Raw genomic sequence first — 24181 nt, forward strand, 5'->3', positions numbered from 1 at the left:
CTGAGGAGGTGCGATGACCAGGGTGATCGGCCCACGTGCCCCGTCCGACCGGGACGAGCCGGCCGAGGACCCGGCGCTGCCGGAGCTGGCCGACCCGCACTGGATGCACCGGGCCACGGAGTTCGCCCACACCGGCTTCTGGCCGGTGGCCCGGCGACTGCCCGCCCTGGTTCGCGAGGCCGTCGCGCTGGCCTGGGCGACCAGCCGGCGGGACACGGTCGCCTCGATCGGGCTGAACGTCGCCGCCGGCGTGCTCACCACGCTGGGCCTGCTCGCCACGACCGGAGTGCTCCGGCAGCTCTTCGCCGCCGGCCCCACGCCCGACCGGATCCGCGCGGCCGTGCCCGCCCTGGCGCTGGCAGCGGCGGCCGTCACCGGCCGAGGCGCGCTGACCGTCGCCGCGGGCTGGGCGCAGGCGCGGCTCATCCCGCAGATCAACTACGCGGTGGAGGTGCGGCTCTTCGAGACCACCTCGGCGGTCGAGCTGGCCGCCTTCGACGACGCCGGGTTCGCCGAGGAGATGGTGCGGGCCCGCGACCGGGGCCTGGCCGAGGCCGGGTCCATCGTGAACGACACCGTCAACCTGGTCACCGGCGTGGTCGGCGTGGCGGCCACGGCCGCGGCGGTCACGGTGATCCATCCGCTGCTGCTGCCCTGCCTGCTCGCCGCCGCCGCGCCGGAGGCGGTGACCGCGGTGCGGATGGCCCGCCGCCAGCACCTCGACTGGCTGGCCCGGATCACCCGCCAGCGGCGCAAGTGGATGCTCGGCGACCTGATGGCCCACCGGCACACCGCCGCCGAGATCCGGGCGTACCAGATGCGGGAGTTCCTGCTGGCGGAGTTCCACCGCGTGATGAGCCTGGAGACCCGCGCCGAGCTGCGCCTGGCCCGCTCGCAGACGGCGACCCGCGCGGTCGGCCTGTCGGCCACCGGAGTCGCCGCCTTCGGGCTCTACGCGGTTCTCGGCGGCCTGCTGCTGGGCGGCGTGGTCGCCCTCGCGGCCGCGGCCACCGCCCTGCTGGCGTTGCAGTCGGCCCGGGCCGGCCTGCGAACCGCCGTCTTCGCCACCAACTCGCTCTATGAGGACGCCCTCTACTACCAGGACTACCGCAACTTCGTCGACCGGGCCGGGCAACGTGTGCCCACCGGCGGCGGGCGGCCGGTCGACGGCTTCGAGCGGATCGACCTCGACCGGGTCAGCCTCTGCTACCCGGACACGGAGACCCCGGCCGTGGACGAGGTCAGCCTGACCGTCCGGCGCGGCGAGGTGATCGCGCTGGTGGGGGAGAACGGCTCCGGCAAGACCACCCTCGCCAAGCTCGTCGCCGGCCTCTACCGGCCCACCGCCGGCGTGATCCGCTGGGACGGGGTGGACACCGCCGAGCTGGACCCGCGGCAGACCGCCGCGCAGGTGGCGGTGATGAGCCAGGACTGGTGGAGGTTCCCGTTCACCGCCCGGCAGAACATCCGGATCGGGCGGCACGACCGGCCGGCCGACCGGCCCGGGCCGGAGGTCGAGGACGCGGCCCGGGACGCCGCCGCGCACGACATGATCACCGAGCTGCCGTTCGGGTACGACACCCTGCTGGACCGGCAGTTCAAGGACGGCCAGGACCTCTCCGGCGGGCAGTGGCAGCGGCTCGTGGCCGCCCGCGGGCTCTACCGGGACGCCCGCCTGCTGATCTGCGACGAGCCCTCGGCAGCCCTCGACGCGCGCGCCGAGCACGCCCTCTTCCAGCACCTGCGACGGCACCCCGACCGGGCCGTCGTGCTGATCACCCACCGGCTGGCCAACGTCCGGCACGCCGACCGGATCTTCGTGATGGACCACGGCCGGCTCATCCAGCAGGGCGACCACGACGAGCTGATGGCCCAGGAGGGCCTCTACCGGGAGCTGTTCGAGCTGCAGGCGGACGGCTACCTGGCGCAGGCCGGGGAAGCCGGGGCCGACAGTTGACCTCCAGCGCACTCGAACTCCTACGGTGACCGCACCGGCCGCCGCCCGGTCAGCGCGGCGTCACCCCAGGGAGCCCCCATGCGTTACCGCGTCCTCGGCGGCACCGGCATCCAGGTCAGCGTCCACTGTCTCGGCACCATGATGTTCGGCGCGGTCGGCAACCCCGACCACGACGACTGCGCCCGGATCGTCCACGCCGCCCTCGACCGGGGCGTCAACTTCGTGGACACCGCCGACATGTACTCGGCCGGCGAGTCGGAGGTGATCGTGGGCAAGGCGCTGCGGGGCCGGCGCGACGACGTGGTCCTGGCCACCAAGGTGCACTTCCCGATGGGGGAGGGGCCCAACCGGGGCGGGAACTCGCGGCGCTGGATCGTCCGCGCGGTCGAGGAGAGCCTGCGCCGCCTCGGCACCGACTGGATCGACCTCTACCAGGTGCACCGGCCCGACCACACCACGGACGTCGAGGAGACCCTCGGGGCGCTCACCGACCTGGTCCGGGCCGGCAAGATCCGGGCGTTCGGCTGCTCGACCTTCCCGGCCGAGGAGATCGTCGAGGCGCAGCACGTCGCGGAGCGGCGGGCGCTCGGCCGGTTCCGCACCGAGCAGCCGCCGTACTCGATCCTGGCCCGCGGGATCGAGACCGCGGTCCTGCCGGTCTGCCAGCGGTACGGCATGGGCGTGCTGGTGTGGAGCCCGCTCGCCTCCGGTTTCCTCACCGGACGGTACCGGCAGGGGGCGGCCGTCGACCTCACCGCCGGCCGGCCGGCGCGCACCCCGGCCCGGTTCGACCCGGCGCTGCCCGGCAACGCCGCCAAGTACGCCGCCGTCGAGGAACTGGTCGCGCTCGCCGAGGAGATCGGTTGCTCGCTGCCCGAGCTGGCCGTCGCGTTCACCGTGGCGCATCCGGCGGTCACCTCGGCGATCATCGGGCCGCGGACCATGGACCAGTTGGAGGGGCTGCTCAAGGGGGCGGCGCTGGCGCTCGACGACGCGGTGCTGGACCGGATCGACGAGATCGTCCCGCCCGGCACCAACGTCTACCAGCCGGACGGCGTCTGGTCCCCGCCCACGCTCACCGACCCGGCACTGCGGCGCCGTCCCCCGGCCGAGCGGGCCGCCGCCTGACCCGACCGGGACCGCCTGATCGCCGGGGCGCCCGCCCGACGCCGGGAGCCGCCACGGCGGCCGACCGTGAGCGATCCGGCTCGGCTGCGTGACCGCCCGGGCGCTGCCGCCTGATGCCGGGCGCGGCGCCCGGGCGTTGCCACCTGATGCCGGGGTGCGCCGGCGGTCGCCGGTGGGCCGGGGACGACGTTGCCGCCGTCACCGTCCTCGGGCAGGATGCGCGGAATGGCCCGCCCGTCAGTCCGCCGCGCCACCGCCGTCGCGGCCGTGCTCGCCCTGCTCGCCGCCGGCTGCTCCGACCCGGCCGGCGCGCCGGCCGCCGCGCCGACGCCCACCGGCGGGGTCACCGTGACGCCGGCCCCGCCGGCCGCCCCATCGCCCGTCCCGGCCGCCCGCGCCGGGCTCGGCGGCCGGCCGAGCCCGAGCGCCCGGCCGTGCGGGGTCTTCCCGTCGGACAACGTCTGGCACGCCGACGTCTCCCGGCTGCCCGTGCACCCGCGCTCCGCGGCGATGGTCGGCGCGATCGGCAGCGGCGCCACCGTGCACGCCGACTTCGGCTCCGGCAATTGGGAGGGCGCGCCGATCGGCATCCCGGTCACCGTCGTCCCGGCCGGCCAGCGGCGTGTCCCGGTCAGCTTCGAGTACGCCGACGAGAGCGACCCGGGGCCGTACCCGGTCCCGGCCGACGCGGCGGTCGAGGGCGGACCGAACGGCGCCGGCGACCGGCACGTGATCGTCTGGGACCGGGCGGCCTGCCGGGCGTACGAGCTGTTCGACGCGCACCGGTCCGGCGCCGGCTGGCGGGCCGGCTCGGGAGCCGTCTTCGACCTGCGGTCCAACAAGCTGCGCCGGGCCGGCTGGACCTCCGCCGACGCGGCCGGACTGTCCATCCTGGCCGGGCTGGTCCGCTACGACGAGGTGGCCGCCGGCCGCATCGACCACGCGCTGCGGGTGACCGTGCCGCGCACCCGCACCGGCTGGACCTGGCCGGCCACCCACTCCGCCTCGTCGGCCACCGACCCGGCGCTGCCGCAGCTCGGCCAGCGGCTGCGCCTCAAGCGCTCGGTGGACCTGTCCCGGCTGCCCCGGCAGGCCCGGATCGTCGCCGAGGCCATGCAGCGCCACGGGCTGATCGTCGCCGATCACGGCTCGGCCTGGTTCGTCTCGGGCGCCCCCGACCCGCGCTGGGACAACGACGCCCTGCACGCCCTCGGCGGCCTGCACGGCAGCGACTTCGAGGTGGTGGACGCCGCCGGCCTGATGGTGAGCGGGGGGTCGGGCGCCACCCGCTGATATCCCTCGCCGGTCCCGGCCGGTTGGGTCACACTGTCCCGGTGGATCATCGTGACCTGGTGCGGGTCAGCAAGCGGATGTCGCTGGCGTTGCGCCACCGCCCCGACCGGTTCCACCTGACGCTCGACGGGTCCGGCTGGGTGCCGGTCGCCGACCTGCTCGCCGCGCTGCGGATCACCCGTGCCGACCTGGACGCCGTGGTGGCCGGCAACGACAAGCAGCGCTTCGCCGTCGAACGCGGCCCCGACGGGGTCGACCGGATCCGGGCCAGCCAGGGCCACTCCGTTCCCGTCGACCTCGGCCTGGCCCCGGCCACCCCGCCCGACCGCCTTTTCCACGGCACCAGCGAGGCGGTCCTGCCCGCGATCCGCGCCGAGGGGCTGCACCGGGGCCGCCGCCACCACGTGCACCTCTCCCCAGACGAGGAGACAGCCCGCCGTGTCGGCGCCCGCCGCACCGGCCCCGTGGTGATCCTCACGATCGACGCCGCCGCCATGGCCGCCAACGGCTACCCCTTCTACCGCAGCGCCAACGGCGTCTGGCTGACGGACACCGTCCCACCCGCCTACCTCACGGCCCCGCCCCCGCCCCGTTGATCATGAAGTTATGACCACCGGCACCGGCGTGTCAGGGCAACAACTTCATCATCAACGAGGGTCAGCGCGCCGTGACCGGGTGGTGGATCACCGCGTCGAAGAGGTACGCGAGGGTGTTGGGGGCGGCCCGGTCGGGTTGGGTCGCGCCCGTGGTGTCGGTGGCGCGGGCGCGGAGGGTGAACCGGCCCGGCGCCGGGGGGCGCCAGCGGGCCATCCAGCGCTGCCAGGCCCCGCCCCGGTCGGCCGCCACCAGGTCGGCCGGGCGCCAGCCGTCGCCGGTGTCCACCTCGACCCGCTCGATCGGGCCGTTGCCGGACCAGGACCGGCCGTGCAGCAGCACCTCGGCCCCGGCCGGCACGCGCGCGTCCCAGGCCAGCTCGAACGCGCTCTTCACCGGCTGCGCGCCCAGCACCGTGCCCCCGACCGGGTGCCCCGGGCCGAACATCCGGTAGAACCGGGTGTTCCACGGGGAGAAGAGGGGCGTGGTGGAGACCTCGACCGGGCCCACCCACTTGATCGAGGAGATGCCGATCCAGCCGGGCACCACGACGCGGACCGGGAAACCGTGGTCGGGCGGCAGCGGCTCGCCATTCATCTCGTACGCCAGCAGCACGTCGTCGAGGGCCTTGGCGATCGGCAGCGGACGGCGTACGCGGCCCAGGTTGATCCCGCCGGTCACGTAGTCCGGGTCCAGCCCCTCGGGCATCACGTCGACCGCGTCGTCCCGCAGCCCGGCCAGCCGCAGCACGGTGCCCAGCCGGACGCCCCGCCAGCGCGCCACGCCGACCCCGCCCAGCCCCCAGGCCACCCCCGGCGCCTGCTCGCCCTGCTGCTCGGCGAAGTAGCGCCGCCCGTTGCCGGCGCACTCAAGCAGCGCGTCGCTCTCCTCGGCGGGCAGCCGGCGCAGCTCGTCGAGGCTGAACTCGACCGGGGCGTCCCGGGTGGGTGCGCCCCGCAGCCCGGTGCCGAACAGGCGCAGCCGCCAGGTGTCGGCGTCCAGCCGGGGCGTCTCGGTGTGGTTGCGGACGAAGAACCGGTCGTTCGGCACCACATACCCCTGCCCGGCCAGCGCCGTCCAGCGCATCTCGGCGTTGGTGTCCAGCGGGCGCAGCAGCTCCGGCGGCAGCGGCTTGGCGATCGGCGTACCCGGGTCGACGCCGACCGGCGCCGAGGCCATGGCGACCGGCTCGCGCTCGGCCGCGGCGGCGGTCAGGGCGGCCATGGCCGCCCCCAGCTCCAGCAACCGGTCGCGGTCGACGCCCGCGCCGCGGGCCTCCCCGGCCAGCCACTGCCGGCTCCGGCGGGTGTCGTGGTCGGCTTCGGCGTGGGACACGGGTGACCTCCGGAGGCTCGGCGACGCTGCCATTCCTATTCAATCAGTGGGACTTTTCGCCGAGCCACCGCAGGTCGGGGTCAGGCGGCGGGCACGCCGAGGCGGTCGAGCAGCCGCCGCCGCAGCGCGCCGAGGGCGGGGTCGTCGGGGCGGGGCGCGGGGCCGAGGTCGACGGGGACCTCCTCGGCGATGACGCCCCCGTCGAGGAGCAGGACGCGGTCGGCGAGCAGCAGCGCCGCCTCCACGTCATGGATGACCGGCAGCGCGACGAACCGTGCTCGCCGGGCAGCCGGTGCCGGCCGCGGCCCGGGGCTGAGCGGGGCCGCCGCCTCAGCCGGCGTGCTCGCCGGGGTCAGCCGGCGTGCTCGCCGGGGTCAGCCGGCGTGCTGGCCGGCGAGGAAATCGGCCAGCACCCGGGTGTGCGTGGAGAACGCCAGCTCGACCGGCTCGGTGAGGACCAGCCACTCGGTGGCCTCCTCGGTCGGCGCCGACGGGGGCAGGTCACCGACCGGTCGCTCGGGCAGCACGCCGAAGACCATCATGGTGCCGCCGGCCGGCGCCCCGTGCACGGCGAACAGCCGCGCCTCCTCGGCCTCGGCGAGCAGGCCGGTCTCCTCCCGCAGCTCGCGGACCAGCGCGTCGGACCACTCCTCGCCGTACTCGATGAAGCCGCCCGGGAGGGCGAGCTGGCCGCGGGCCGGCTCGATGTCCCGGCGGACCACCACCACACCGAGGCCGTCCGGGGTGCGGACCGGCAGCACGGCCACCGCCACGGGCAGCGGGTTGCGCCACACCGTCTCCCCGCAGGCCAGGCAGACGCGCGGCCACCCGGCCTCGGCCGGGTAGGCCGCGCCGCAGAACGAGCAGTGTGTGTACGGTGCGGCGCTCACGCCGCTGCACGTTACCCGCCCGGCCGCCCGGGCGCGCCCGTCACCGGTCCGCGCGGGGTGTCTCCGGGTGCCGCAGCCGTTCCGCGATGTGGCGGACCTCCGCCATCGTCATCCCGGTGCGCTGCGCCACCGCCAGCGGGTGGTCGGTCGGCTCCACCTCCACCAGCGGCTTCCGGCCGACCGGCTGGGTGTGCACGTGCGTCTTGAGTTCGAGGGTGCTCCGGCCGTAGATCGGGAGCTCGGTCGACAGCCAGCCGAAGTAGGGCGGCTCCGACTCCCGGTCGGGACTCTCCCACAGCTCGACGGTGCGGCCGAAGCTCGCCGCGCTGAGCGACACCCAGACGCCCCAGGAGAAGGCCCCCTCCGCGTCAAGCAGCGGGATGTCGATGGTGCCCTGGACGAAGAAGTGCTCGCCGTTGATGACGCAGAGGTCCGGGGTCAGCTCGCTGCCGTCCGCCGCCGCCACCGCGTCGGACCAGTAGACCGGTGCGTGGGTGCGGTAGGACAGGGGTGCGTCCTCGTGACGCGCGCCGCAGGTGCCGCAGATGTAGCCGGGGAAGTCGTGCACCCGCGTGACCCTAGTGCGGTGTCCACCAACGTTCACCGGGTGTCCCGGTGTTGGTTGTGGATCCTCGCCTTTTGGGCGAGCGACTCCTCACCGGGTGGTGGGGCGGGCCTCCGCGGGCCAACTGATCCTCGCGCCGCCCGGGGGCGGCGGGGGTCACGTCGGGATCGGCCGGCACCGGGAAGGTGTCGTCCGGCTCGACGGTGCGTGACCACCCCGGGCACCACGACCGGTGGTATGGGGGTGGTGGGTCCGCCACCCGAGATGCGGGTGGCGATGGTGGCGGCCGCGACGAGGTCACGGTGCCCGGTAAACGTGCAGTGCGGGCAGGACAGGGCTCGGCCGCGGGGTTTCGGTACCCGCCGCCGGCAGGCCGGGCAGGTCGAGGAGGTGCCGCGCTCGTCGACGAGGTGGACGGTGATGCCGGCCAGGACGGCCTTGTCGGTGAGGACCTGCAGGAGCCGGCCGATATGCCATTGCCGCAGCCGCAGGTTGTGCCGCCGCCCCGCGTCCAGGTCGAGCACGCCGCGCGGGTCACCGACGTGCAGCACACCGACCCGCTGGCGTACCGCCCAGGACACAACCGTGCGGGCGGCCTCGTGTTGGGCCTGCCGCACCCGACGCCGATGCCGGCCCTCCACCAGCCGCGCCCGACGGCGGTACTGACGCCACCGCCGTGACCCTTCTGACCGGGCGTCGGCGCCCGCCGGGCGACCGCACGGCGGCGGGCCTTCGTATCCGCCAGATGCATGCGGTGCTCGGCGCGGATCGCCCGCCCCGACACCAACAGCCCCGCACCGTCAGGGCCGGCCACCGCGTACGGGTGGATGATCCCCAGGTCCACCCCGGCCACCCTGGCCGGGTCCGGTCCCTCACCGGGCGGGTACGTCGCCACCGGCACTTCAGCAGTGATATCGAGGAACAGCTGGCCGCCCTCACACAACAGCGTGACAGAGCGGACCTGCTCCACCGGATACGGCAACTCCCGCGCCAACCGCACCCACAACGGCGCAGCACCCTTGGCGCAGGGGACCCGAACCCGATGCCCGTCGAAGGTGAACGTGCCGTGATACCAGCGCACCGGCATCAACCCGCGGCGACGCCGCGGGAAACGCGCCGACACGTCACCGTCCTTGCGGCGTTTCGCCGCCGCGAACCACGCGTCGGAGAATCGGCGCAACACCGACCGGGCACCCGTCGAATCCAACTCCCCGAACGTGCCCGGCCCCGACGCCGACAGCTCCCGACACAACTCCTGGTAGCTGGTCAATGGCGCATCATGGCGATGGCGCCGCCACCCGTTGACCTCCAGGACACACGCCCACACGTCACCGGCCGAGCGCAGCAGCCCGAAACACCGCCGCCGCTGCCCTGACGTCACCCGCAACGCCACCCGCGCGGTGCGATGCACCACCCGCGGCGCGGCAGGATCCCGACGACGAGGCACAACCCCACCCAACACCACCAGTACGACAAACTCCCCGGCAACCAACCCGGCGAACGTTTCTGGTCACGGCACTAGCCGAGCACGCCGTCGGCGGCCGCGCGCAGGGCGGTGCGGGCGTCCATCAGGGCGAAGCCGAGCAGGTTGTCGCCCCGCCACCGCGCCGGGTCCGCGGCGCGCGGGTCGTCGGCCGCCAGCCCGATGCCCCAGACCCGGTCCACGGGGCTCGCCTCGACCAGCACCCGCTCGCCCGTGCCGAGCAGGAATCGGCCCAGCTGCGCGTGCTGGCCGAACTTGGCCACACTGCCGGCCACCACGACGTCGTAGCGACGGGCCGCCCAGATCGCCTCGTCGAAGCCGCGGACCTGCCGGCCGAGCGCCTTGGCCCGCTGCGGGTGCGCGGCGGTCAGCACCCGCTCGGCCATTCCGTCGTCACCGAACAGGGCGGCCTTGTGCCACATCATCCAGTGCTCGGCGGTGGCGTAGGTCCGGCCGTCTACGGCGAACGGCGCGGGCCACCACTGGCTCAGGCAACCGGCGCCGACACTGCCGTCGCGCTGCGGGCGATGCCCCCAGAAGTGCAGGTATTTGATCGGCGCGCCGGAGTGGACGACGGCGGTCAGCTCGGCGACGGATCGGATCGGCACGATCGACAGTCTGCCCGAGGGCACCGACACTCCGCGTCCGCATTCTCCCGGGCGCGTCTGCGCGGCCGCTGACCCGCGATCGTGCCCGTGCCGCCTCCGTCGGCACGGGCACGACGGCGCGGGAGTCAGGCGGTGGGGGTGCCGGTGTAGGCGGCGGTGACCCGCTTGCCGGCGGCGCGGGCCTCGTCCGCGGGGGTGCCGGCGGCGATGCTCGCCTCGGTCCAGCGGGCGCTGGCCTCGGTCATGAAGCGGCGGCCCTCGTCGGAGCCCATCCAGGCGATGGCCTGGTCCGGGCTGATCCCGCTGCCGTCGGCCGCGAGGTGGGAGGCCAGCCCGAGCAGCGCCCCGTCCCAGCCGACGCCGACCGCGCCCGGGCCGTACTCGGCCCACCGCTGGTCGTCGACGTGCGCGATGTGCTCCAGCTCGAACCGGGTACGTCCGGCGCCGGCCCCGGTGAGCCGCACCTCGATCCAGCTCACCTCCCCGGCGAACTCCCAGGTCGCGGCGAAGCTGTGCGGCGGGTCGCAGCGCTCCACCGTGCCCCCGGCGTTACCCTCCAGCTGGTAGCGCCCGCCGAGCTTCAGCTCGCCGGAGATCGGCAGGAACCAGCGGGGGATCCGCTCGGCGCTGGTGCAGGCGTCCCAGACGTCCTCCACCGGCGCGTCGTACGTCTGGCTGATGGTCATCACCCGCGCCTCGCCGGCGGGGAGCGTACGGCTGCCCAGCCGGCGCTCCACGTCGCTGATCTGCCCGATTACGTCGATCATGATGTGGTCCTCTCGTCGGAGTCGCTTGCGCGCAGCCGCCGTTCGCGCCGGCCCCGGGCCAGTTCGGTGGCGAGCGCCGCCAGCGGCGGCGTCCAGAACCGGCGGAAGCCGGCCAGCCACTCGTCCATCTCGCGCAACGGGCCCGGGTCGACCGCGTAGAGGCGGCGGGTGCCCTGGGCGCGCACGGTGGCGAAGCCGTGCTCCCGCAGCACCTTGAGGTGCTGCGACACGGCGGGCTGGCTGATGCCGAACTCCCGCTGGACGGTCGCGCCGAGCGTGCCGGCCGGCTGCTCACCCTCGGCGAGCAGCTCCAGGATCCGGCGACGGACCGGGTCCCCGAGGACGTCGAAGGCGTGCACGACCTCTTTCTATCATATCTGGCTTATATAAGCGAGCGCTGAAACGACGAGATCGTGGCGAGTTCCCGTCGAGCGGGACGGAAACTCGCCACGGTCCGCGTAGTGGGCTGCCTGCGCCGCCCCTCCGTTAGCCGCCGAGGCGGGCGGCGACGGTGCTGCGCAGCTCCGGGAGCCGGTCATGCAGTAGGCCGGGGCACTGGGTGCTGTTGAAGTCCTTGTGCCCGTAGATCTCGGTCGGCGGGATGCCGTACTGCTGGCAGGTGAAGGCGCAGAACAACACCAGGCTGTTCCAGAGCGCCTGCGGGGGCTGCACGTCGAGATAGATGCCGTCGTTCTCGATGCCGATGGCCTGGCTGTTCTGCCCGACGCAGTGCGCGCCCTGCACCATGGTCTGCCCGTGCAGCAGCCCGTACAGGCTGCCGTGCCGGCCCTCGGTGAGGTAGCCGCCGCGGCTGTTGGTGAAGTGCTGCCCGGAGTCGAGCCAGCCGTTGCTGTCCATGTGCAGGTTCTGGATGTCGCGCGAGTTCCGGTAGGCCTGGGCGAGGCTGTAGTCGGTGGTGTTCGGGAACGCGGTGTGATGGATGATGATCTTGTTGGGCCGGTTCTGCACCACGCTCACCGCGGAGGACGGCGGGCGGGCGCCCCAGGTCGCGCAGTTGGCGATGGTCGGCTGGTCGATCCGGGCGGCGACGGCCCGGGCGTCGTGGCCGGCGCCGAACTGGGTCAGCGCGGTGGCGCCGGCGGCGGCGCCGAGCAGGACCGCGCCGCGCAGCACGGCCCGCCGGGGAACGGGGACGGACATCGGGGCCTCCTCGTCGGGGGACGGACGCCGCCGGTGGCGGACGGCTGCTCCGAGTCGCGGCGTGGCGTCAGACACGCCGGGCCGGACGGACCGCCCGCCACCGGAGCGGATCAGCAGGGTCCGTTGCAGGCCAGCACCTTGAGCCGGTCCAGGGTGCCGTTCCAGACGTTCTGGTCACCCGGGAAGACGCCCGAGGAGGACCACTGCCAGAAGGAGTACGTCCCCCAGCCGGCCGGCAGGGTGCCGACGCTGCTGGAGTAGCGCGCGATCCACAGCGGGTTGTTCGCGGCGAACTGCGAGGTGTTGCCGGTGCAGGTGCTCCACCAGTCGGTGGTGGTGTAGATGGTGGCCCACCGGCCGGTGCGCGCGTAGTACTGGTTGACGAACGAGGCGATCCAGCTGCGCATCGAGGCCTGGCTCAGCCCGTAGCAGGTGGCGCCGTACGGGTTGTACTCGATGTCGAGCGCGCCGGGCAGCGTCTTGCCGTCCTTGGACCAGCCGCCGCCGTGGTCGACGAAGTAGTTGGCCTGGGTGGCGCCGCTGGAGTTGCCGGGCAGGGCGAAGTGGTACGACCCGCGGATCATCCCGACGTTGTAGGACCCGTTGTACTGCTGGGCGAAGTACGGGTTGGTGTAGGACGTGCCCTCGGTCGCCTTGACGTACGCGAACCGGGCGCCGTTGTTCCAGGCGCCGGACCAGTTCACGTTGCCCTGGTGGCTGGAGACGTCCATGCCGGGCAGGCCGGCCGGTGCGGCGCTGGCGGGAGTCGCGCCGACGACGGCCGAGGCGGCCAGAGTGACGGTGGCGAGCAGGGCCGTGGCGGCCGTACGCAGCGCCGATCGAAGGGGACGGTTCATCTTTCCTCCCTGGGGGTGGGGGAGCGTGACGAAAGGAACTGTCAACATTAGGTCACAGGGTGGAGAAACTTTTCAATAGACGTATGGAAGATTTTCTTTGTCTCGTGGAGGTGCGGGGATTTTCTCCGGCCGGTGTGTCGATACCGGCGCCCGCCGTTCGTGTGGAGGCTGAAGGGGCGGCACCGGGCCGCCCGGGCGGGTGAGGAGAAGCGCGTGAAGCAGTACCTGATCAGCATGTACCAGCCGGCCGGCGTCGGCCGGCCGGACCCGGAGTTCCTGGCCGGGGTGATGCGTGAGGTCGACGCCATCGGCCGGGAGCTGAGGGAGGCCGGCTGCTGGGTGTTCGGCAACGGCCTGCACGCCCCGGAGACCGCCACCGTGCTGCGCCCGAAGGGCGACGAGGTGCTCGTCACCGACGGCCCGTACGCCGAGGGCAAGGAATACGTGGGCGGCTTCACCATCATCACCGCGCCCGACCTCGACGCCGCCCTCGACTGGGGTCGCCGGTACGCCCTGGCCACCACCCTGCCGATCGAGGTGCGCCCGTTCCAGGGCGAGGGATGATCGGTCCCACCGACGTCGAACGGGTCTTCCGCGCGGAGTACGGCCGCGCGGTGGCCGTCCTGGTCCGCCTCCTCGGCGACATCGACCTCGCCGAGGAGGCGGTCCAGGAGGCGTTCGCCACCGCGGTCGACCGGTGGGCCGTCGATGGCCCACCGCCGAGCCCGGCCGGCTGGATCATCACCACCGCCCGGAACCGGGCGATCGACCGGCGGCGCCGCGAGGCGTCCCGCGCCGACCGGCACGCCCAGGCGACCCTCCTGTACGCCCCCGAGCCGTCCGCCGAGGAGGGTCCCGTGCGCGACGACCGGCTCCGACTGATCTTCACCTGCTGCCACCCGGCGCTCGGCCCGGCGGCCCGGGTGGCGCTGACCCTGCGCCTGCTCGGCGGGCTGAGCACCGCCGAGATCGCGAGGGCGTTCCTGGTGCCGGAGCCCACCATGGCGCAGCGCCTGGTCCGGGCCAAGGCGAAGATCCGGGACGCCGGCATCCCGTACCGGGTGCCCCGGGACGCCGACCTGCCCGACCGGCTGCGCGCGGTGCTGGCCGTGGTCTACCTGATCTTCACGGAGGGGCACACCGCCAGCGCGGGGGAGCGGCTGGTCCGCGACGAGCTGTGGGTCGAGGCGATCCGGCTGGGCCGGCTGCTCGGCGAGCTGATGCCGGACGAGCCGGAGGTGCTCGGCCTGCTCGCGCTCATGCTGCTCACCGATGCCCGGCGGGCCGCGCGGACCGGGCCGGACGGCGCGCTGGTGCCGCTGGGCGCGCAGGACCGGGGCCGGTGGGACCGGGCGCTGATCGCCGAGGGGCAGGCCCTCGTGCGGCGCTGCCTGCGGCGGGACCGCCCCGGCCCGTACCAGATCCAGGCCGCGATCAACGCGGTGCACAGCGACGCGCCGACCGCCGCGGACACCGACTGGCGGCAGGTCCTCGCCCTCTACGACCAGCTGATGGCGCACGCCCCCGGGCCGGTGGTGGCGCTGCACCGGGCCGTCGCGCTGGCCGAGGTGGCCGGCCCGGCCACCGCGCTGGCCGAGGTCGACCGGCTGGACCTGGCCGGCTACCACGTGCTGCACGCGGTCCGGGCCGACCTGCTGCGCCGCCTCGACCGGCGCGCCGAGGCGGCGGCCGCGTACGACGCGGCGATCGCGGGCACCGACAACGCCCCCGAGCGGGAGTTCCTCCGCCGCTCCCGAGACCTGCTGAGGAGCCACCCGTGAGCGCACCGGAGATCCTTGTCGACGGGCTCGCCTTCGGCGAGTCGCCCCGCTGGCACGACGGGCGGCTCTGGTTGGCCGACTGGGGCGCCGGGGAGGTGCTCGCCGTCGACGCGGCGGGCCGGACGGAGGTGGTCGCCCGGGTCGACGGGCTGCCGATCTGTTTCGACTGGCTTCCGGACGGCCGGCTGCTGGTGGTCGCCGGCGGCGCCGGGCGGCTGCTGCGCCGGGAGCCCGACGGCGCGCTGCGGACCCACGCCGACCTGGCCGCGCTCGTCCCGCACCCGTGGAACGAGGTGGTCACCGATGCCCGGGGCAACGCCTACGTGAACACCATCGGCTTCGACTTCCCCGCCGGGGACTACCGGCCGGGGGCGGTGGCCCTGGTCGCGCCGGACGGCGTCACCCGGCTGGTCGCCGACGACCTGGCCTTCCCCAACGGCATGGTGCTCACCCCGGACGGGCGCACCCTGATCGTCGCCGAGTCGTACGCCGGCCGGCTCAGCGCGTACGACGTGGCGGCCGACGGGACGCTCGGGGCCCGGCGGGTCTGGGCGGCGGTGCCGGACTCCGCGCCGGACGGCATCTGCCTCGACGCCGCCGGTGCCGTCTGGTACGGCGACGTGCCGAACCGGTGTGCCGTGCGGGTCGCCGAGGGCGGCCGGGTGCTCGACCGGATCGACCTGGACCGGGGCTGCTTCGCCTGCGCGCTCGGCGGCCCGGACGGGCGCACCCTCCACCTCGTCACCACACAGTGGAGCCCCGCGGCGCTCTCCGGCGGGCCCCGGACCGGCCAGGTCCGGACCCTGCGGGCGCCCGCCCCGGCCGCCGGTTGACCCACGGCGCACCCGCACGGCGGGTGCACCTTCGGCACGGGCCGGAATCGTGATCGCGTCGATATCGCCGCGGCCCTCGGGAGGCATTGACGAACCCTCGCCGAAAAGTACACTCCCGGTGTAATAAGTTTCCCGCTTCGCCCGAGCCGCACCGCGCACCCCCGACGCCGCGTCCTCTCCCGAGGTGAAGATGCCCCCACCCCCCACTCCCGCGGACGGAATCGACCTGGCGCTGCACGGTGTCGGCGTCCGGTTCGGCGGGCTCGTCGCCCTCGACGACGTCTCGCTGCGGGTCCCGCCCGGCCGGATCGTCGGCGTGATCGGCCCCAACGGCGCCGGGAAGACCACCCTGTTCAACGTGGTCTGCGGCTTCGTCCCGCCGACCAGCGGATCGCTCACCCTGGACGGTCGCCCGTTCCGGCCCCGCCCGCACCGGCTGACCCGGCTCGGCATCGCCCGCACGCTCCAGGGCGTCGGCCTGTTCCCCGGGCTCACCGTGCTGGAGAACGTGGTGGCCGGCGCCAGCCACGCGGCCCGCGCGGGCTTCGCCACCGCCCTGTTCGGCCTGCCCCGCAGCGACCGCGACGAGCGGCGGCTGCGCCGGGAGGCCCTCGAACTGCTCGCCGAGCTGGGCGTCGCCGCGCACGCCGGCGCGGCCCCGGCCACCCTGCCGTACGCGGTGCGCAAGCGGGTCGCCCTGGCCCGCGCCCTGATCGCCCGGCCCCGCCTGCTCCTGCTCGACGAGCCGGCCGGCGGGCTGGGCGCCGACGACGTCGACGAGCTGGCCGAGCTGGTCCGCACCCTGCCCGAACGGGCCGGCGGCGCCTGTTCCGTCATGCTCGTCGAGCACCACATGGACCTGGTCATGGCCGTCTGCCAGGAGCTGGTGGTGCTCGACTTCGGCCGGGTCATCGCCGCCGGCACCCCCGACGAGGTCCGCGACGACCCGCTTGTCACCGAGGCCTACCTCGGCGCCGACGTGCCGGCCGAGGCCGCGGGGGCCGGGTCGTGACCGCGGTGCTGGAGGTGGAGGCGGTCAGCGCCGGCTACGGGCCGGTGCCGGTGCTGCGGGACGTGACTTTCGAGGTGCCCGCCGGGACCATCGCCGCCGTGCTCGGCGCCAACGGGGCCGGCAAGACGACCCTGCTGCGTACCCTGTCGGGTCTGCTCCGGCCCACCGGCGGCCGGGTCCGCTTCGACGGCGCCGACCTGCGCGGCGTCCGCGTCGAACGGCTGGTCCGGCGCGGCCTGGCGCACGTTCCCGAGGGGCGGGGCGTGGTGGCCGAGCTGACCGTGGAGGAGAACCTGCGCCTCGGCGGCCTCTGGCGCACCGACCGGGCGGACGCCCGCCGGGCCCAGGACGAGGTGTATGAGCTGTTCCCGGCCCTGGCCCGCCGGCGCCGGCACGCCGGGCACCAGCTCTCCGGCGGGGAACGGCAGATGCTCGCCCTCGGCCGGGCGCTGATCGCCCGCCCCCGGCTGCTGCTGCTCGACGAGCCGTCGCTCGGCCTGGCCCCCAAGGTGACCGCGCAGATCATGGCGCTGCTGCGCCGGCTCTGCGACGAGCGGGGGCTGACCGTCCTGCTGGTCGAGCAGAACGTGCGCAGCGCCCTCTCGGTCGCCGACCAGGGCGTGGTGATGTCGCTCGGCCGGGTGGTGACGGCCGCGCCGGCGGGCCGGCTGCGCGACGACGACCAGCTCCGGCACGCGTACCTCGGGTTCTGACGGCCCGGCGAGCAGGAAGGATCCGCGATTGGACCGGTTCTTGTTCCTCACCTTCGGGGGGCTCTCCACCGGCGCGGTCTACGCCGCGTTCGCCTTGGCCCTGGTGCTCATCTGGCGGGCCGCCCGGCTGGTCAACTTCGCGCAGGGCGCGATGGCCGTGGCCACCGCGTACGTCGGCTACGCGGTGGCGTCCGCGACCGGCTCCTACTGGCTGGGCCTGGGCGCCGCGGTGCTCGCCGGCCTGTTGCTGGGCGCGCTGGTCGAACGGGTGCTCATGCGCTTCGTCGGGCACGCCAACCCGCTCAACGAGGTGATCGTCGCGCTCGGCCTGGTGCTGCTCATCCAGGCGGTGCTCGGCATGGTCTTCGGCAACGGCTACCGGCCGGCCCCCGCCCCGTTCGACACCGACGCGCTCACCGTCGGCGGGGTCGCCGCGCTGTCCCCGTACGACCTGTGGGTGCTGGGCGCGGTGCTGGTGGTCGTGGTGCTGCTGGCGCTGCTGTTCACCCGCACGCCGATCGGCCTGCGGATGCGGGCCGCCGCGTTCGCCCCCGAGGTGTCCCGGCTGCTCGGCGTCGACGTCGGCCGGATGCTCACCCTCGGCTGGGCGCTGGCCGCCGCGGTCGGCGCCCTCGCCGGGATGCTGGTCGTCCCCACCGGGCTGGGGCTGCACCCGCACGCCATGGACCTGGTCTTCGTCGTCGCGTTCACCGCCGCCGTGGTCGGTGGCCTGGACAGCCCGGCCGGTGCGGTGGTCGGCGGCCTGCTGGTCGGCCTGATCCTCTCGTACGTCACCGGCTACCTGGGCCCCGACACCACCCCGCTGGCCGTCCTGGTGCTGCTGCTGGCCGTCCTCCTGGTCCGCCCCGGCGGGCTCTTCTCCAGCGCGAGAGCGAGGCACGTGTGACCGCCACCCGCCCCTCCGCCCGGTCCGGGGTGGACCGGCCCGCCGGGCCGTCCCCGCTGCGCCGGCTGCTGCCCGGTGCCCCGGCCACCACCGGCCCGCGCGGGTCGACCCTGCTGCGTCACCTGGCCGGGGTGGTGCTCGCCGGCGCCCTGGTCGTGCTGCTCACCAACCAGCTCGCGCCGTACCAGAACCTCCAGGTGGCCCGGGTCTGCGCGTTCCTCTGCGTCACCGCTGGCTACACCGTGCTGGTCGGGCTCAACGGCCAGCTCTCCCTCGGGCACGGGGCGCTGATGGCGACCGGCGCCTACACCGTGGCGCTGGTGCAGCGGGGGTTCGACGAGCGGGGGGTGCAGGGGCGGTGGATCCTGCCGCTGTCGCTGGTGGCCGCCGTCGCGGCGACGGCGCTGGCCGGGCTGGTCATCGGGCTGGCGGCGGCCCGGCTGCGCGGGCCGTACCTGGCCGGCGTGACCCTCGCCGTGGCGACGCTGGTGCCGGCCGTCAGCACCATCTTCACCGGAGTGTTCAACGGTGAGCAGGGGCTGCGCTTCCCGGCGGAGACCCCGCCGGCGTTCCTGGGGTCCTACTTCCAGCCGGAACGGTGGCTGGCCTGGATCGCGCTGCTCGCCGCGCTGCTGACCGTGCTGCTCCTGGCCAACCTGGTGCGCAGCCGGTTCGGCCGGTCGCTGCGCGCCGTGCGGGACGACGAGGTGGCCGCCCGGCTCGCCGGCATCCACGTCGCCCGCACCCAGGTGCTCGCCTTCGTGGTCAGCGCCGGCTGCGCCGGCCTCGGCGGCGGCGTCTACGCGGTGCTCACCGCCACCGTCGCGCCGGGCAAGTTCCCCCTGGAGCTGTCGCTGTTCCTGCTCATGGCGATCGTGATCGGTGGGCTGGGCAGCCTCGCCGGCGCGATCTGGGGCGCGGTGCTGCTGGTCGCGCTCCAGGACCTGCCGAGCCTGCTCACCGAGACGTTCAGCCTGTCGGGCGGCCTGGCCCAGCGGCTGGAGGGCAACCTCGCGCTGGCCGTGTTCGGCCTGATCCTCATCGTCGTCATGCTCGCCGCCCCGGGCGGCCTGCACGGCGCCGTCCGTACCCTCGCCGCCCGGCTGCGCGCCCGCCGCGCGCCGGACCGCTGAGCCGAGCCACCCCGGTTCCACCCACCCGTTCGCACCGCCGCACCGGAATGGAGAACCATGCGTCCCACCACCCGCCGCATACTCGCGGCCGCCACCGGCCTCGCCCTGCTGGCCGCCGTGCCGGCCTGCGCCGACGACGAGAAGCAGGCCGCCGAGAACGTCCCCGGCGTCACCGACACCGAGGTCGTCATCGGCACCCACCAGCCGCTCACCGGCCCCGCCGCGCCCGGCTACTCGAAGATCTCCGCCGCCACCAAGGCGTACTTCGAGCACATCAACAGCAAGGGCGGGGTGAACGGCCGGAAGATCGTCTACAAGGTCATGGACGACGGCTACAACCCCGCCAACACCGAGAACGTGGTCCGCAAGCTGGTGCTCGACGACAAGGTCTTCGCGCTCCTCGGCGGGCTGGGCACCCCGACCCACACCAACGTGCTGGAGTTCGTCAAGACACAGAAGGTGCCCGACCTCTTCGTCTCCTCCGGCAGCCGGAACTGGAACCAGCCCGACAAGTACCCCACCACGTTCGGCTGGCAGCCCGACTACACGGTCGAGGGCAAGATCCTGGCCACCTGGGTCAAGCAGCAGTTCCCCGGCGCCAAGGTCTGCCACTTCGGGCAGAACGACGACTTCGGGCGGGACTCCCTGGCCGGGGTCGAGAAGGTCCTCGGCCCGGTGGCGGCGAAGCAGACGTACACCACGACCAACCAGCAGGTCGGGCCCGCCATCGGGGCGCTCAAGGCGGCCGGCTGCCAGGTGGTGATCTCGGCGAGCATCCCGGGCTTCACGGCGCTGGCCATGGGGCAGGCCGCCGGGCAGGGGTTCCGGGCGCAATGGGTGGTGTCCAACGTGGGCGCCGACTACACCACGCTCTCCAACCAGCTCGGCGACAAGAAGGTGATCCTCGAGGGCATGGTCGCCGACAACTACCTGCCGATGGTGGGTGACACGGCCAACCCGTGGATCCAGGAGTTCACCAAGATCCACCAGAAGTACAACGCGGCCAACCCGATCGACGGCAACGCGATCTACGGCTACTCGATGGCGTACACCTTCGTGCAGGCGCTGCTCGCCGCCGGCAAGGACCCGACCCGGGAGAAGCTGGTCGAGGCGGTGCAGAAGGGCGGCTTCCGCGGGCCGGGGCTCACCCCGTTCCGCTACAGCGGCGACGTGCACGCCGGCTACAGCGGGGTGCGGCTGAACAAGGTCCAGAACGGCGCCCAGGCGTACTTCGGCCCGACGTACACCACGGACGACGGGGACGGCGCGGTCACCGAGTTCACCGAGCCGCCGACCGCCCCGCCGGCGGACGCCATCCCGACGACCTGACCACCGCCGCGGGCCCGGGCGGCCGTCACCGCGGTGACGGCCGCCCGGCAACGCGCACGTAGAGTGGCGCCTTCCGGCGCGACGCCACCGGGGCGGGCGGGTGACGCCGGCCAGGAGCTACGCACAGGGGGCGGACGCATGATCGAGGTGGACGCCGACGCGCCGGCGCGGGTGGACGGCCGGTCGGCGCGGGCCGAGCGGACCCGGGCCGCCATCGTCGAGGCGCACCTGGCGCTCATCGACGAGGGCGACCTGCGGCCCACCGGGGAGCGGATCGCCGAGCGCGCCGGGGTGTCCCTGCGCACCCTGTGGACCAACTTCAAGGACATGGAGACCCTGTTCGCCGCGACCGGGCAGCGGGTCAACGAGCGACTGGACGCGCTCTGGCAGCCGATCCCGGCGGAGCTGCCGCTCACCCGGCGGATCGCGGAGTTCTGCGACCAGCGCGCCCGGATGCTGGAGGTGCTGGCGCCCTCGGCGCGCGCCTCGGCGCTGCGGGAGCCGTTCTCGCCGCAGCTGCGGCGCAACCGCGAGGCGGCCATCGCCCGGGTCCGCCACGAGACCGAGTTGGCCTTCGAGCCGGAGTTGGCGCACGCGGGGGAGGGGCGCGAGCAGTTGCTGGACGCGCTGACCGTGGCCTGCACCTGGGCGGCCTGGGCGATGATGCGCGACGCCATGGGCCTCGACGTGGCGGCGGCCCGGGCCACGCTGGCCCGCACCATCGGCGCGCTGCTGGTCGACGCCATCGCCGCCGGCCTGCGCTGACCGGCGGGTTTCCCCACCTCAGTCGTCGCGCAGTCGGCGCAGGATCCGGGTCAGCTCGGCCTGGTCGGCCGGGTCGAGGGCGCCGAAGAACCGTTCCGCCTCGGCGGCCCGGGCCACCCGGATGGCCTCCCCGACCCGGTTGCCCTCCGCGGTGAGCGCGACCAGCGTGGCCCGCCGGTCGACCGGGTCGGGCCGGCGCTCGACCAGCCCGCGCTCCGCCAGGCCGTCGACCACCTCGGTGGCGGAGCGGGGCGCGATGCGCAGGTGCTCGGCGAGCGCGCTGAGCCGGACCGCGCCGTGCCGCATGAGCACGGCGAGCGCCCGGGCGTGCCCCGGGTTGATCTCCCAGGGTTCGAGGGTGCGCTTGGACTGGTGGCGCAGCCGCCGGGCCACCGCCCAGAACGTCTCGGCCAGGCTCTCCTCGTCGCTGCCGGTCACCGGAATACGGTAGCAGCACATGCTGTTGTTACCTCATGATGAGGTAACCTCAGCAATGTCCCCCGACGAAAGAGAGCACCCCCTTGGACGGATTCCGTGACGGCCGCGGCGGCGGCCGGACCACCGTGACCCCCGCCGAGAAGACCCAGGCCCGCCAGGTGTCGCTGCGCCGGATCGGCGGCCTCTTCACCGCCCACCGCGGCCCGCTCGCCGCCGTGGTGGCGATCATCATGGCGTCGTCCGTCATCGCGATGGCGTCGCCGTTCCTGCTGCGTACCGTGATCGACCGGGCCCTCCCGGAGCGCGACCTGACCCTGCTGGCCTGGCTGGTCGCGGGCATGGTCGGGGTGGCCGCGGTGACCGCCGTGCTCGGCGTGGCGCAGACCTGGATCTCCACCCGGGTGGGGCAGGAGGTCATGCACCGGCTGCGCACCGACGTCTTCACCCACCTCCAGCGCCAGTCGATCGGCTTCTTCGTCCGCACCCGCAGCGGCGAGGTGCAGTCGCGGATCACCAACGACATCGGCGGCATGCAGGCCGTGGTCACCTCCACCGCCACCTCGATCGCCGCCAACCTCACCACCGTGGTCGCCACCGTGATCGCCATGGTCGCACTGAGCTGGCGGCTCACCCTCGTCTCGGTGGTCGTGCTGCCGCCCGCCATCTGGCTGACCCGGCGGGTGGCCCGGCTGCGCCGGGAGATCACCGCCCGCCGCCAGCGCGAGCTGGCCGACCTCAACGTCACCATCGAGGAAGGGCTGTCGATCAGCGGCGTGCAGCTGGCCAAGACCCTCGGCGCCGGCGCGACCCTCGTCGACCGGTTCACCGTCTCCTCGGCCCGCCTGGTCGACCTGGAACTCCGCTCGGAGCTGGCCGGTCGCTGGCGGATGGCCTCGATGACGGTGATCTTCGCGGCCATCCCGGCCGTCATCTACCTCGGCGCCGGCCTGCCCGGCACCGCCGGCACGCTCACCATCGGCACCCTGGTCGCCTTCACCGCCCTTCAGGGCAACCTGTTCCGGCCGCTCATGGGCCTGCTCAACGTCGGCGTCTCGCTGACCGCCTCGATGGCGCTGTTCGCCCGCATCTTCGAATACCTGGACCTGCCCGTCGAGGTGGCCGACCCGGTGCGGCCGGTGGCCCTCGACCCGGCCCGGGTCCGCGGCCACGTGCGCTTCTCCGACGTCACCTTCAGCTACCCGGGCAGCGACACCGCCGCGGTGGCCGGGGTGAGCCTGGACATCCCGGCCGGCACCAGCCTGGCCCTCGTGGGCGAGACCGGATCCGGCAAGAGCACCCTCGCCGCGCTCATCAGCCGGCTGCACGACCCCGACGCCGGCCGGATCACCGTCGACGGCGTCGACCTGCGCGACCTGCGACTGGCCGACCTGGCCGCCGTCGTGGGCGTGGTCAGCCAGGAGACCTACCTGCTGCACGCCACCGTGCGGGACAACCTCCGGTACGCCCGCCCCGACGCCACCGACGCCGACCTCGAGGCCGCAGCCCGCGCCGCGCAGATCCACGACCTGATCGCCGCGCTCCCCGACGGGTACGACACCGTGGTCGGCTCCCGCGGCCACCGGTTCTCAGGCGGCGAGAAGCAGCGCCTGGCCATCGCCCGGACACTGCTGCGCGACCCGCGGATCCTGGTGCTGGACGAGGCGACCAGCGCGCTGGACACCGAGACCGAGCGCGCGGTGCAGCGGGCCTTCGACGAGCTGGCCCGGGGACGCACCGTGATCACCATCGCGCACCGCCTCTCCACCGTCCGCGACGCCGACCAGATCGCCGTGCTCGACCACGGCCGGATCGTCGAGTCCGGCACCCACGACATCCTGCTGGACCGCCGCGGCCGCTACGCCGCCCTGGCCGCCTGACCCGCTCCCGGAAACCTGATCTACAAGACGTGATTTCCACGTCCCTGATCGCTACAGTGGCGCGATGCGGAACGGAGTGCAGGCCCAGGTGCCGGTGCTGTACGTCGCGGACGCCGACGCCGCCCGAGGGTTCTACGAGCTGTTCGGCTACACCGTGCAGCGGACCGGCGGCGACGGCGACTCGCGCTGGTGCTACCTCCAGTGCGGCGACCTGAGCCTGCTGCTGGCCGCGGTGACGCCGCGCCTGGTCACCGTCGAGCTGCCGCTGCTCATCTACCTCTACGTCGACGATCTCGCCGCGACGACGGACCGCCTCACCGCCGCTGGGTACGCCGTCGAGCGGGTCGGCTACCCCGCGCACGCCCCCGGCGGCGAGTGCCGCACCACCGACCCCGACGGCAACACCGTGCTGTACGGGCAGCGCCGGGCCGTGCCCGCGCAGGCGCGCGACGCGCGTACCGGCGCCGAGGCCCGGTTCTCCCTGATCCGCGAGGCCGCCGAGGCGGTCGGCCGGCGCGGCGGCGCTCCCGCCCGCTGCCAGATCGGCGGCCCCCGCGGCGAGCCCTGCCCCGAGCCGGCCGAGGTGAAGCTCGCCGACTCGTGGGGCGACACGGTCTGGGGCTGCCTGGCCCACGCCGACGAGACCCTGCTCAACGCCCGGGGCGCGTTCCTGGCCAGCGAGGACGCGATGGGCCTGGCCGCGTTCCTGGGCATGCGGCACGCCCAGCCGGACGCCACCGCGCAGAGCTGAGCCG

General features: G+C 74.3%; 26 protein-coding genes. 15 read left to right on the forward strand and 11 right to left on the reverse strand.

Annotated elements, in window-relative coordinates; translation table 11 throughout:
- Positions 1 to 13 precede the first annotated feature (13 nt).
- The 4 genes from ACFYPD_RS06530 to ACFYPD_RS06545 all read left to right on the forward strand — a co-directional run bounded on the left by ACFYPD_RS06530 (position 14) and on the right by ACFYPD_RS06545 (position 4974).
- Positions 14 to 1957 carry an ATP-binding cassette domain-containing protein gene (locus tag ACFYPD_RS06530; protein WP_387109717.1) on the forward strand — a complete coding sequence of 648 codons (1944 nt, stop codon included), beginning with the start codon at positions 14 to 16 and terminating at the stop codon, positions 1955 to 1957.
- A gap of 78 nt (positions 1958 to 2035) precedes the next feature.
- Positions 2036 to 3085 carry an aldo/keto reductase gene (locus ACFYPD_RS06535; protein ID WP_387109719.1) on the forward strand — a complete coding sequence of 350 codons (1050 nt, stop codon included), beginning with the start codon at positions 2036 to 2038 and terminating at the stop codon, positions 3083 to 3085.
- A gap of 225 nt (positions 3086 to 3310) precedes the next feature.
- Complete coding sequence (locus ACFYPD_RS06540) at positions 3311 to 4378, forward strand: hypothetical protein (protein ID WP_387109721.1); 1068 nt, start codon at positions 3311 to 3313, stop codon at positions 4376 to 4378.
- A gap of 41 nt (positions 4379 to 4419) precedes the next feature.
- Positions 4420 to 4974 (forward strand): RNA 2'-phosphotransferase, encoded by a 555-nt coding sequence (locus ACFYPD_RS06545; protein WP_387109723.1) that lies wholly within the window; start codon positions 4420 to 4422, stop codon positions 4972 to 4974.
- A gap of 61 nt (positions 4975 to 5035) precedes the next feature.
- On the opposite strand, the gene ACFYPD_RS06550 is transcribed toward ACFYPD_RS06545, so the two are convergent.
- The 10 genes from ACFYPD_RS06550 to ACFYPD_RS06595 form a co-directional block, all read right to left on the reverse strand.
- On the reverse strand, positions 5036 to 6307 hold the full coding sequence (locus ACFYPD_RS06550; protein WP_387109725.1) for a sulfite oxidase: 1272 nt from the start codon (positions 6305 to 6307) through the stop codon (positions 5036 to 5038).
- An 80-nt stretch (positions 6308 to 6387) separates the two neighbouring features.
- Positions 6388 to 6552, reverse strand: a complete 165-nt coding sequence (locus tag ACFYPD_RS06555; RefSeq protein ID WP_387109727.1) for a hypothetical protein — start codon at positions 6550 to 6552, stop codon at positions 6388 to 6390.
- 129 nt (positions 6553 to 6681) lie between these two features.
- Positions 6682 to 7197 carry an NUDIX domain-containing protein gene (locus tag ACFYPD_RS06560; protein ID WP_387109728.1) on the reverse strand — a complete coding sequence of 172 codons (516 nt, stop codon included), beginning with the start codon at positions 7195 to 7197 and terminating at the stop codon, positions 6682 to 6684.
- Positions 7198 to 7237: 40 nt separating this feature from the next.
- Positions 7238 to 7765 carry a DUF2199 domain-containing protein gene (locus ACFYPD_RS06565; RefSeq protein ID WP_387109730.1) on the reverse strand — a complete coding sequence of 176 codons (528 nt, stop codon included), beginning with the start codon at positions 7763 to 7765 and terminating at the stop codon, positions 7238 to 7240.
- Positions 7766 to 7797: 32 nt separating this feature from the next.
- Complete coding sequence (locus ACFYPD_RS06570) at positions 7798 to 8379, reverse strand: zinc ribbon domain-containing protein (RefSeq protein WP_387109731.1); 582 nt, start codon at positions 8377 to 8379, stop codon at positions 7798 to 7800.
- Positions 8380 to 9280: 901 nt separating this feature from the next.
- A complete protein-coding gene (locus tag ACFYPD_RS06575; protein WP_387109733.1) occupies positions 9281 to 9853 on the reverse strand; it encodes an NADAR family protein in 573 nt (190 codons plus the stop codon).
- A gap of 125 nt (positions 9854 to 9978) precedes the next feature.
- Positions 9979 to 10620 (reverse strand): SRPBCC family protein, encoded by a 642-nt coding sequence (locus ACFYPD_RS06580; RefSeq protein ID WP_387109735.1) that lies wholly within the window; start codon positions 10618 to 10620, stop codon positions 9979 to 9981.
- Positions 10617 to 10979: an ArsR/SmtB family transcription factor gene (locus tag ACFYPD_RS06585; RefSeq protein WP_387109736.1), complete on the reverse strand. Its 363-nt coding sequence runs from the start codon at positions 10977 to 10979 to the stop codon at positions 10617 to 10619. Before ACFYPD_RS06585 ends, ACFYPD_RS06580 begins: the two co-directional genes overlap by 4 nt.
- Positions 10980 to 11106: 127 nt before the next feature.
- Entirely contained in the window at positions 11107 to 11781 is a 675-nt protein-coding gene (locus ACFYPD_RS06590; RefSeq protein WP_387109738.1) for a peptidoglycan recognition family protein, read from the reverse strand.
- Positions 11782 to 11891: 110 nt separating this feature from the next.
- Positions 11892 to 12638: a lysozyme gene (locus ACFYPD_RS06595; protein WP_387109740.1), complete on the reverse strand. Its 747-nt coding sequence runs from the start codon at positions 12636 to 12638 to the stop codon at positions 11892 to 11894.
- Between the two features lie 213 nt (positions 12639 to 12851).
- Here ACFYPD_RS06595 and ACFYPD_RS06600 point away from each other — a divergent pair, with 213 nt between their 5' ends.
- The 9 genes from ACFYPD_RS06600 (at position 12852) to ACFYPD_RS06640 (ending at position 21111) form a co-directional block, all read left to right on the forward strand.
- The gene (locus ACFYPD_RS06600; protein ID WP_387109741.1) at positions 12852 to 13202 is read left to right on the forward strand and encodes a YciI family protein; all 351 of its coding nucleotides are present in this window, start codon (positions 12852 to 12854) and stop codon (positions 13200 to 13202) included.
- The gene (locus ACFYPD_RS06605; protein ID WP_387109743.1) at positions 13199 to 14419 is read left to right on the forward strand and encodes an RNA polymerase sigma factor; all 1221 of its coding nucleotides are present in this window, start codon (positions 13199 to 13201) and stop codon (positions 14417 to 14419) included. Before ACFYPD_RS06600 ends, ACFYPD_RS06605 begins: the two co-directional genes overlap by 4 nt.
- Positions 14416 to 15252: an SMP-30/gluconolactonase/LRE family protein gene (locus ACFYPD_RS06610; RefSeq protein WP_387109745.1), complete on the forward strand. Its 837-nt coding sequence runs from the start codon at positions 14416 to 14418 to the stop codon at positions 15250 to 15252. The genes ACFYPD_RS06605 and ACFYPD_RS06610 overlap by 4 nt, the downstream gene beginning before the upstream one ends.
- 190 nt (positions 15253 to 15442) lie before the next feature.
- Positions 15443 to 16264, forward strand: a complete 822-nt coding sequence (locus tag ACFYPD_RS06615) for an ABC transporter ATP-binding protein (RefSeq protein ID WP_387109747.1) — start codon at positions 15443 to 15445, stop codon at positions 16262 to 16264.
- The gene (locus ACFYPD_RS06620; protein WP_387109749.1) at positions 16261 to 16977 is read left to right on the forward strand and encodes an ABC transporter ATP-binding protein; all 717 of its coding nucleotides are present in this window, start codon (positions 16261 to 16263) and stop codon (positions 16975 to 16977) included. The genes ACFYPD_RS06615 and ACFYPD_RS06620 overlap by 4 nt, the downstream gene beginning before the upstream one ends.
- A gap of 28 nt (positions 16978 to 17005) precedes the next feature.
- Positions 17006 to 17884, forward strand: a complete 879-nt coding sequence (locus ACFYPD_RS06625) for a branched-chain amino acid ABC transporter permease (protein WP_387109751.1) — start codon at positions 17006 to 17008, stop codon at positions 17882 to 17884.
- Positions 17881 to 19017: a branched-chain amino acid ABC transporter permease gene (locus tag ACFYPD_RS06630; RefSeq protein ID WP_387109753.1), complete on the forward strand. Its 1137-nt coding sequence runs from the start codon at positions 17881 to 17883 to the stop codon at positions 19015 to 19017. The genes ACFYPD_RS06625 and ACFYPD_RS06630 overlap by 4 nt, the downstream gene beginning before the upstream one ends.
- Positions 19018 to 19074: 57 nt before the next feature.
- Positions 19075 to 20346, forward strand: a complete 1272-nt coding sequence (locus ACFYPD_RS06635) for an ABC transporter substrate-binding protein (RefSeq protein ID WP_387109755.1) — start codon at positions 19075 to 19077, stop codon at positions 20344 to 20346.
- Positions 20347 to 20484: 138 nt separating this feature from the next.
- Entirely contained in the window at positions 20485 to 21111 is a 627-nt protein-coding gene (locus ACFYPD_RS06640; protein ID WP_387109756.1) for a TetR/AcrR family transcriptional regulator, read from the forward strand.
- A gap of 18 nt (positions 21112 to 21129) precedes the next feature.
- Here ACFYPD_RS06640 and ACFYPD_RS06645 read toward each other — a convergent pair whose 3' ends face one another.
- The gene (locus tag ACFYPD_RS06645; RefSeq protein ID WP_387109758.1) at positions 21130 to 21549 is read right to left on the reverse strand and encodes a MarR family winged helix-turn-helix transcriptional regulator; all 420 of its coding nucleotides are present in this window, start codon (positions 21547 to 21549) and stop codon (positions 21130 to 21132) included.
- 83 nt (positions 21550 to 21632) lie between these two features.
- On the opposite strand from ACFYPD_RS06645, the gene ACFYPD_RS06650 reads away from it, so the two are divergent.
- A complete protein-coding gene (locus tag ACFYPD_RS06650; RefSeq protein ID WP_387109760.1) occupies positions 21633 to 23426 on the forward strand; it encodes an ABC transporter ATP-binding protein in 1794 nt (597 codons plus the stop codon).
- 64 nt (positions 23427 to 23490) lie between these two features.
- Positions 23491 to 24177: a VOC family protein gene (locus ACFYPD_RS06655; protein ID WP_387109761.1), complete on the forward strand. Its 687-nt coding sequence runs from the start codon at positions 23491 to 23493 to the stop codon at positions 24175 to 24177.
- The last annotated feature ends 4 nt before the right edge of the window (positions 24178 to 24181 follow it).

Origin of the sequence: Micromonospora sp. NPDC005299 (assembly GCF_042872345.1) — a bacterium.
In the GTDB taxonomy this organism is placed as follows: domain Bacteria; phylum Actinomycetota; class Actinomycetes; order Mycobacteriales; family Micromonosporaceae; genus Micromonospora.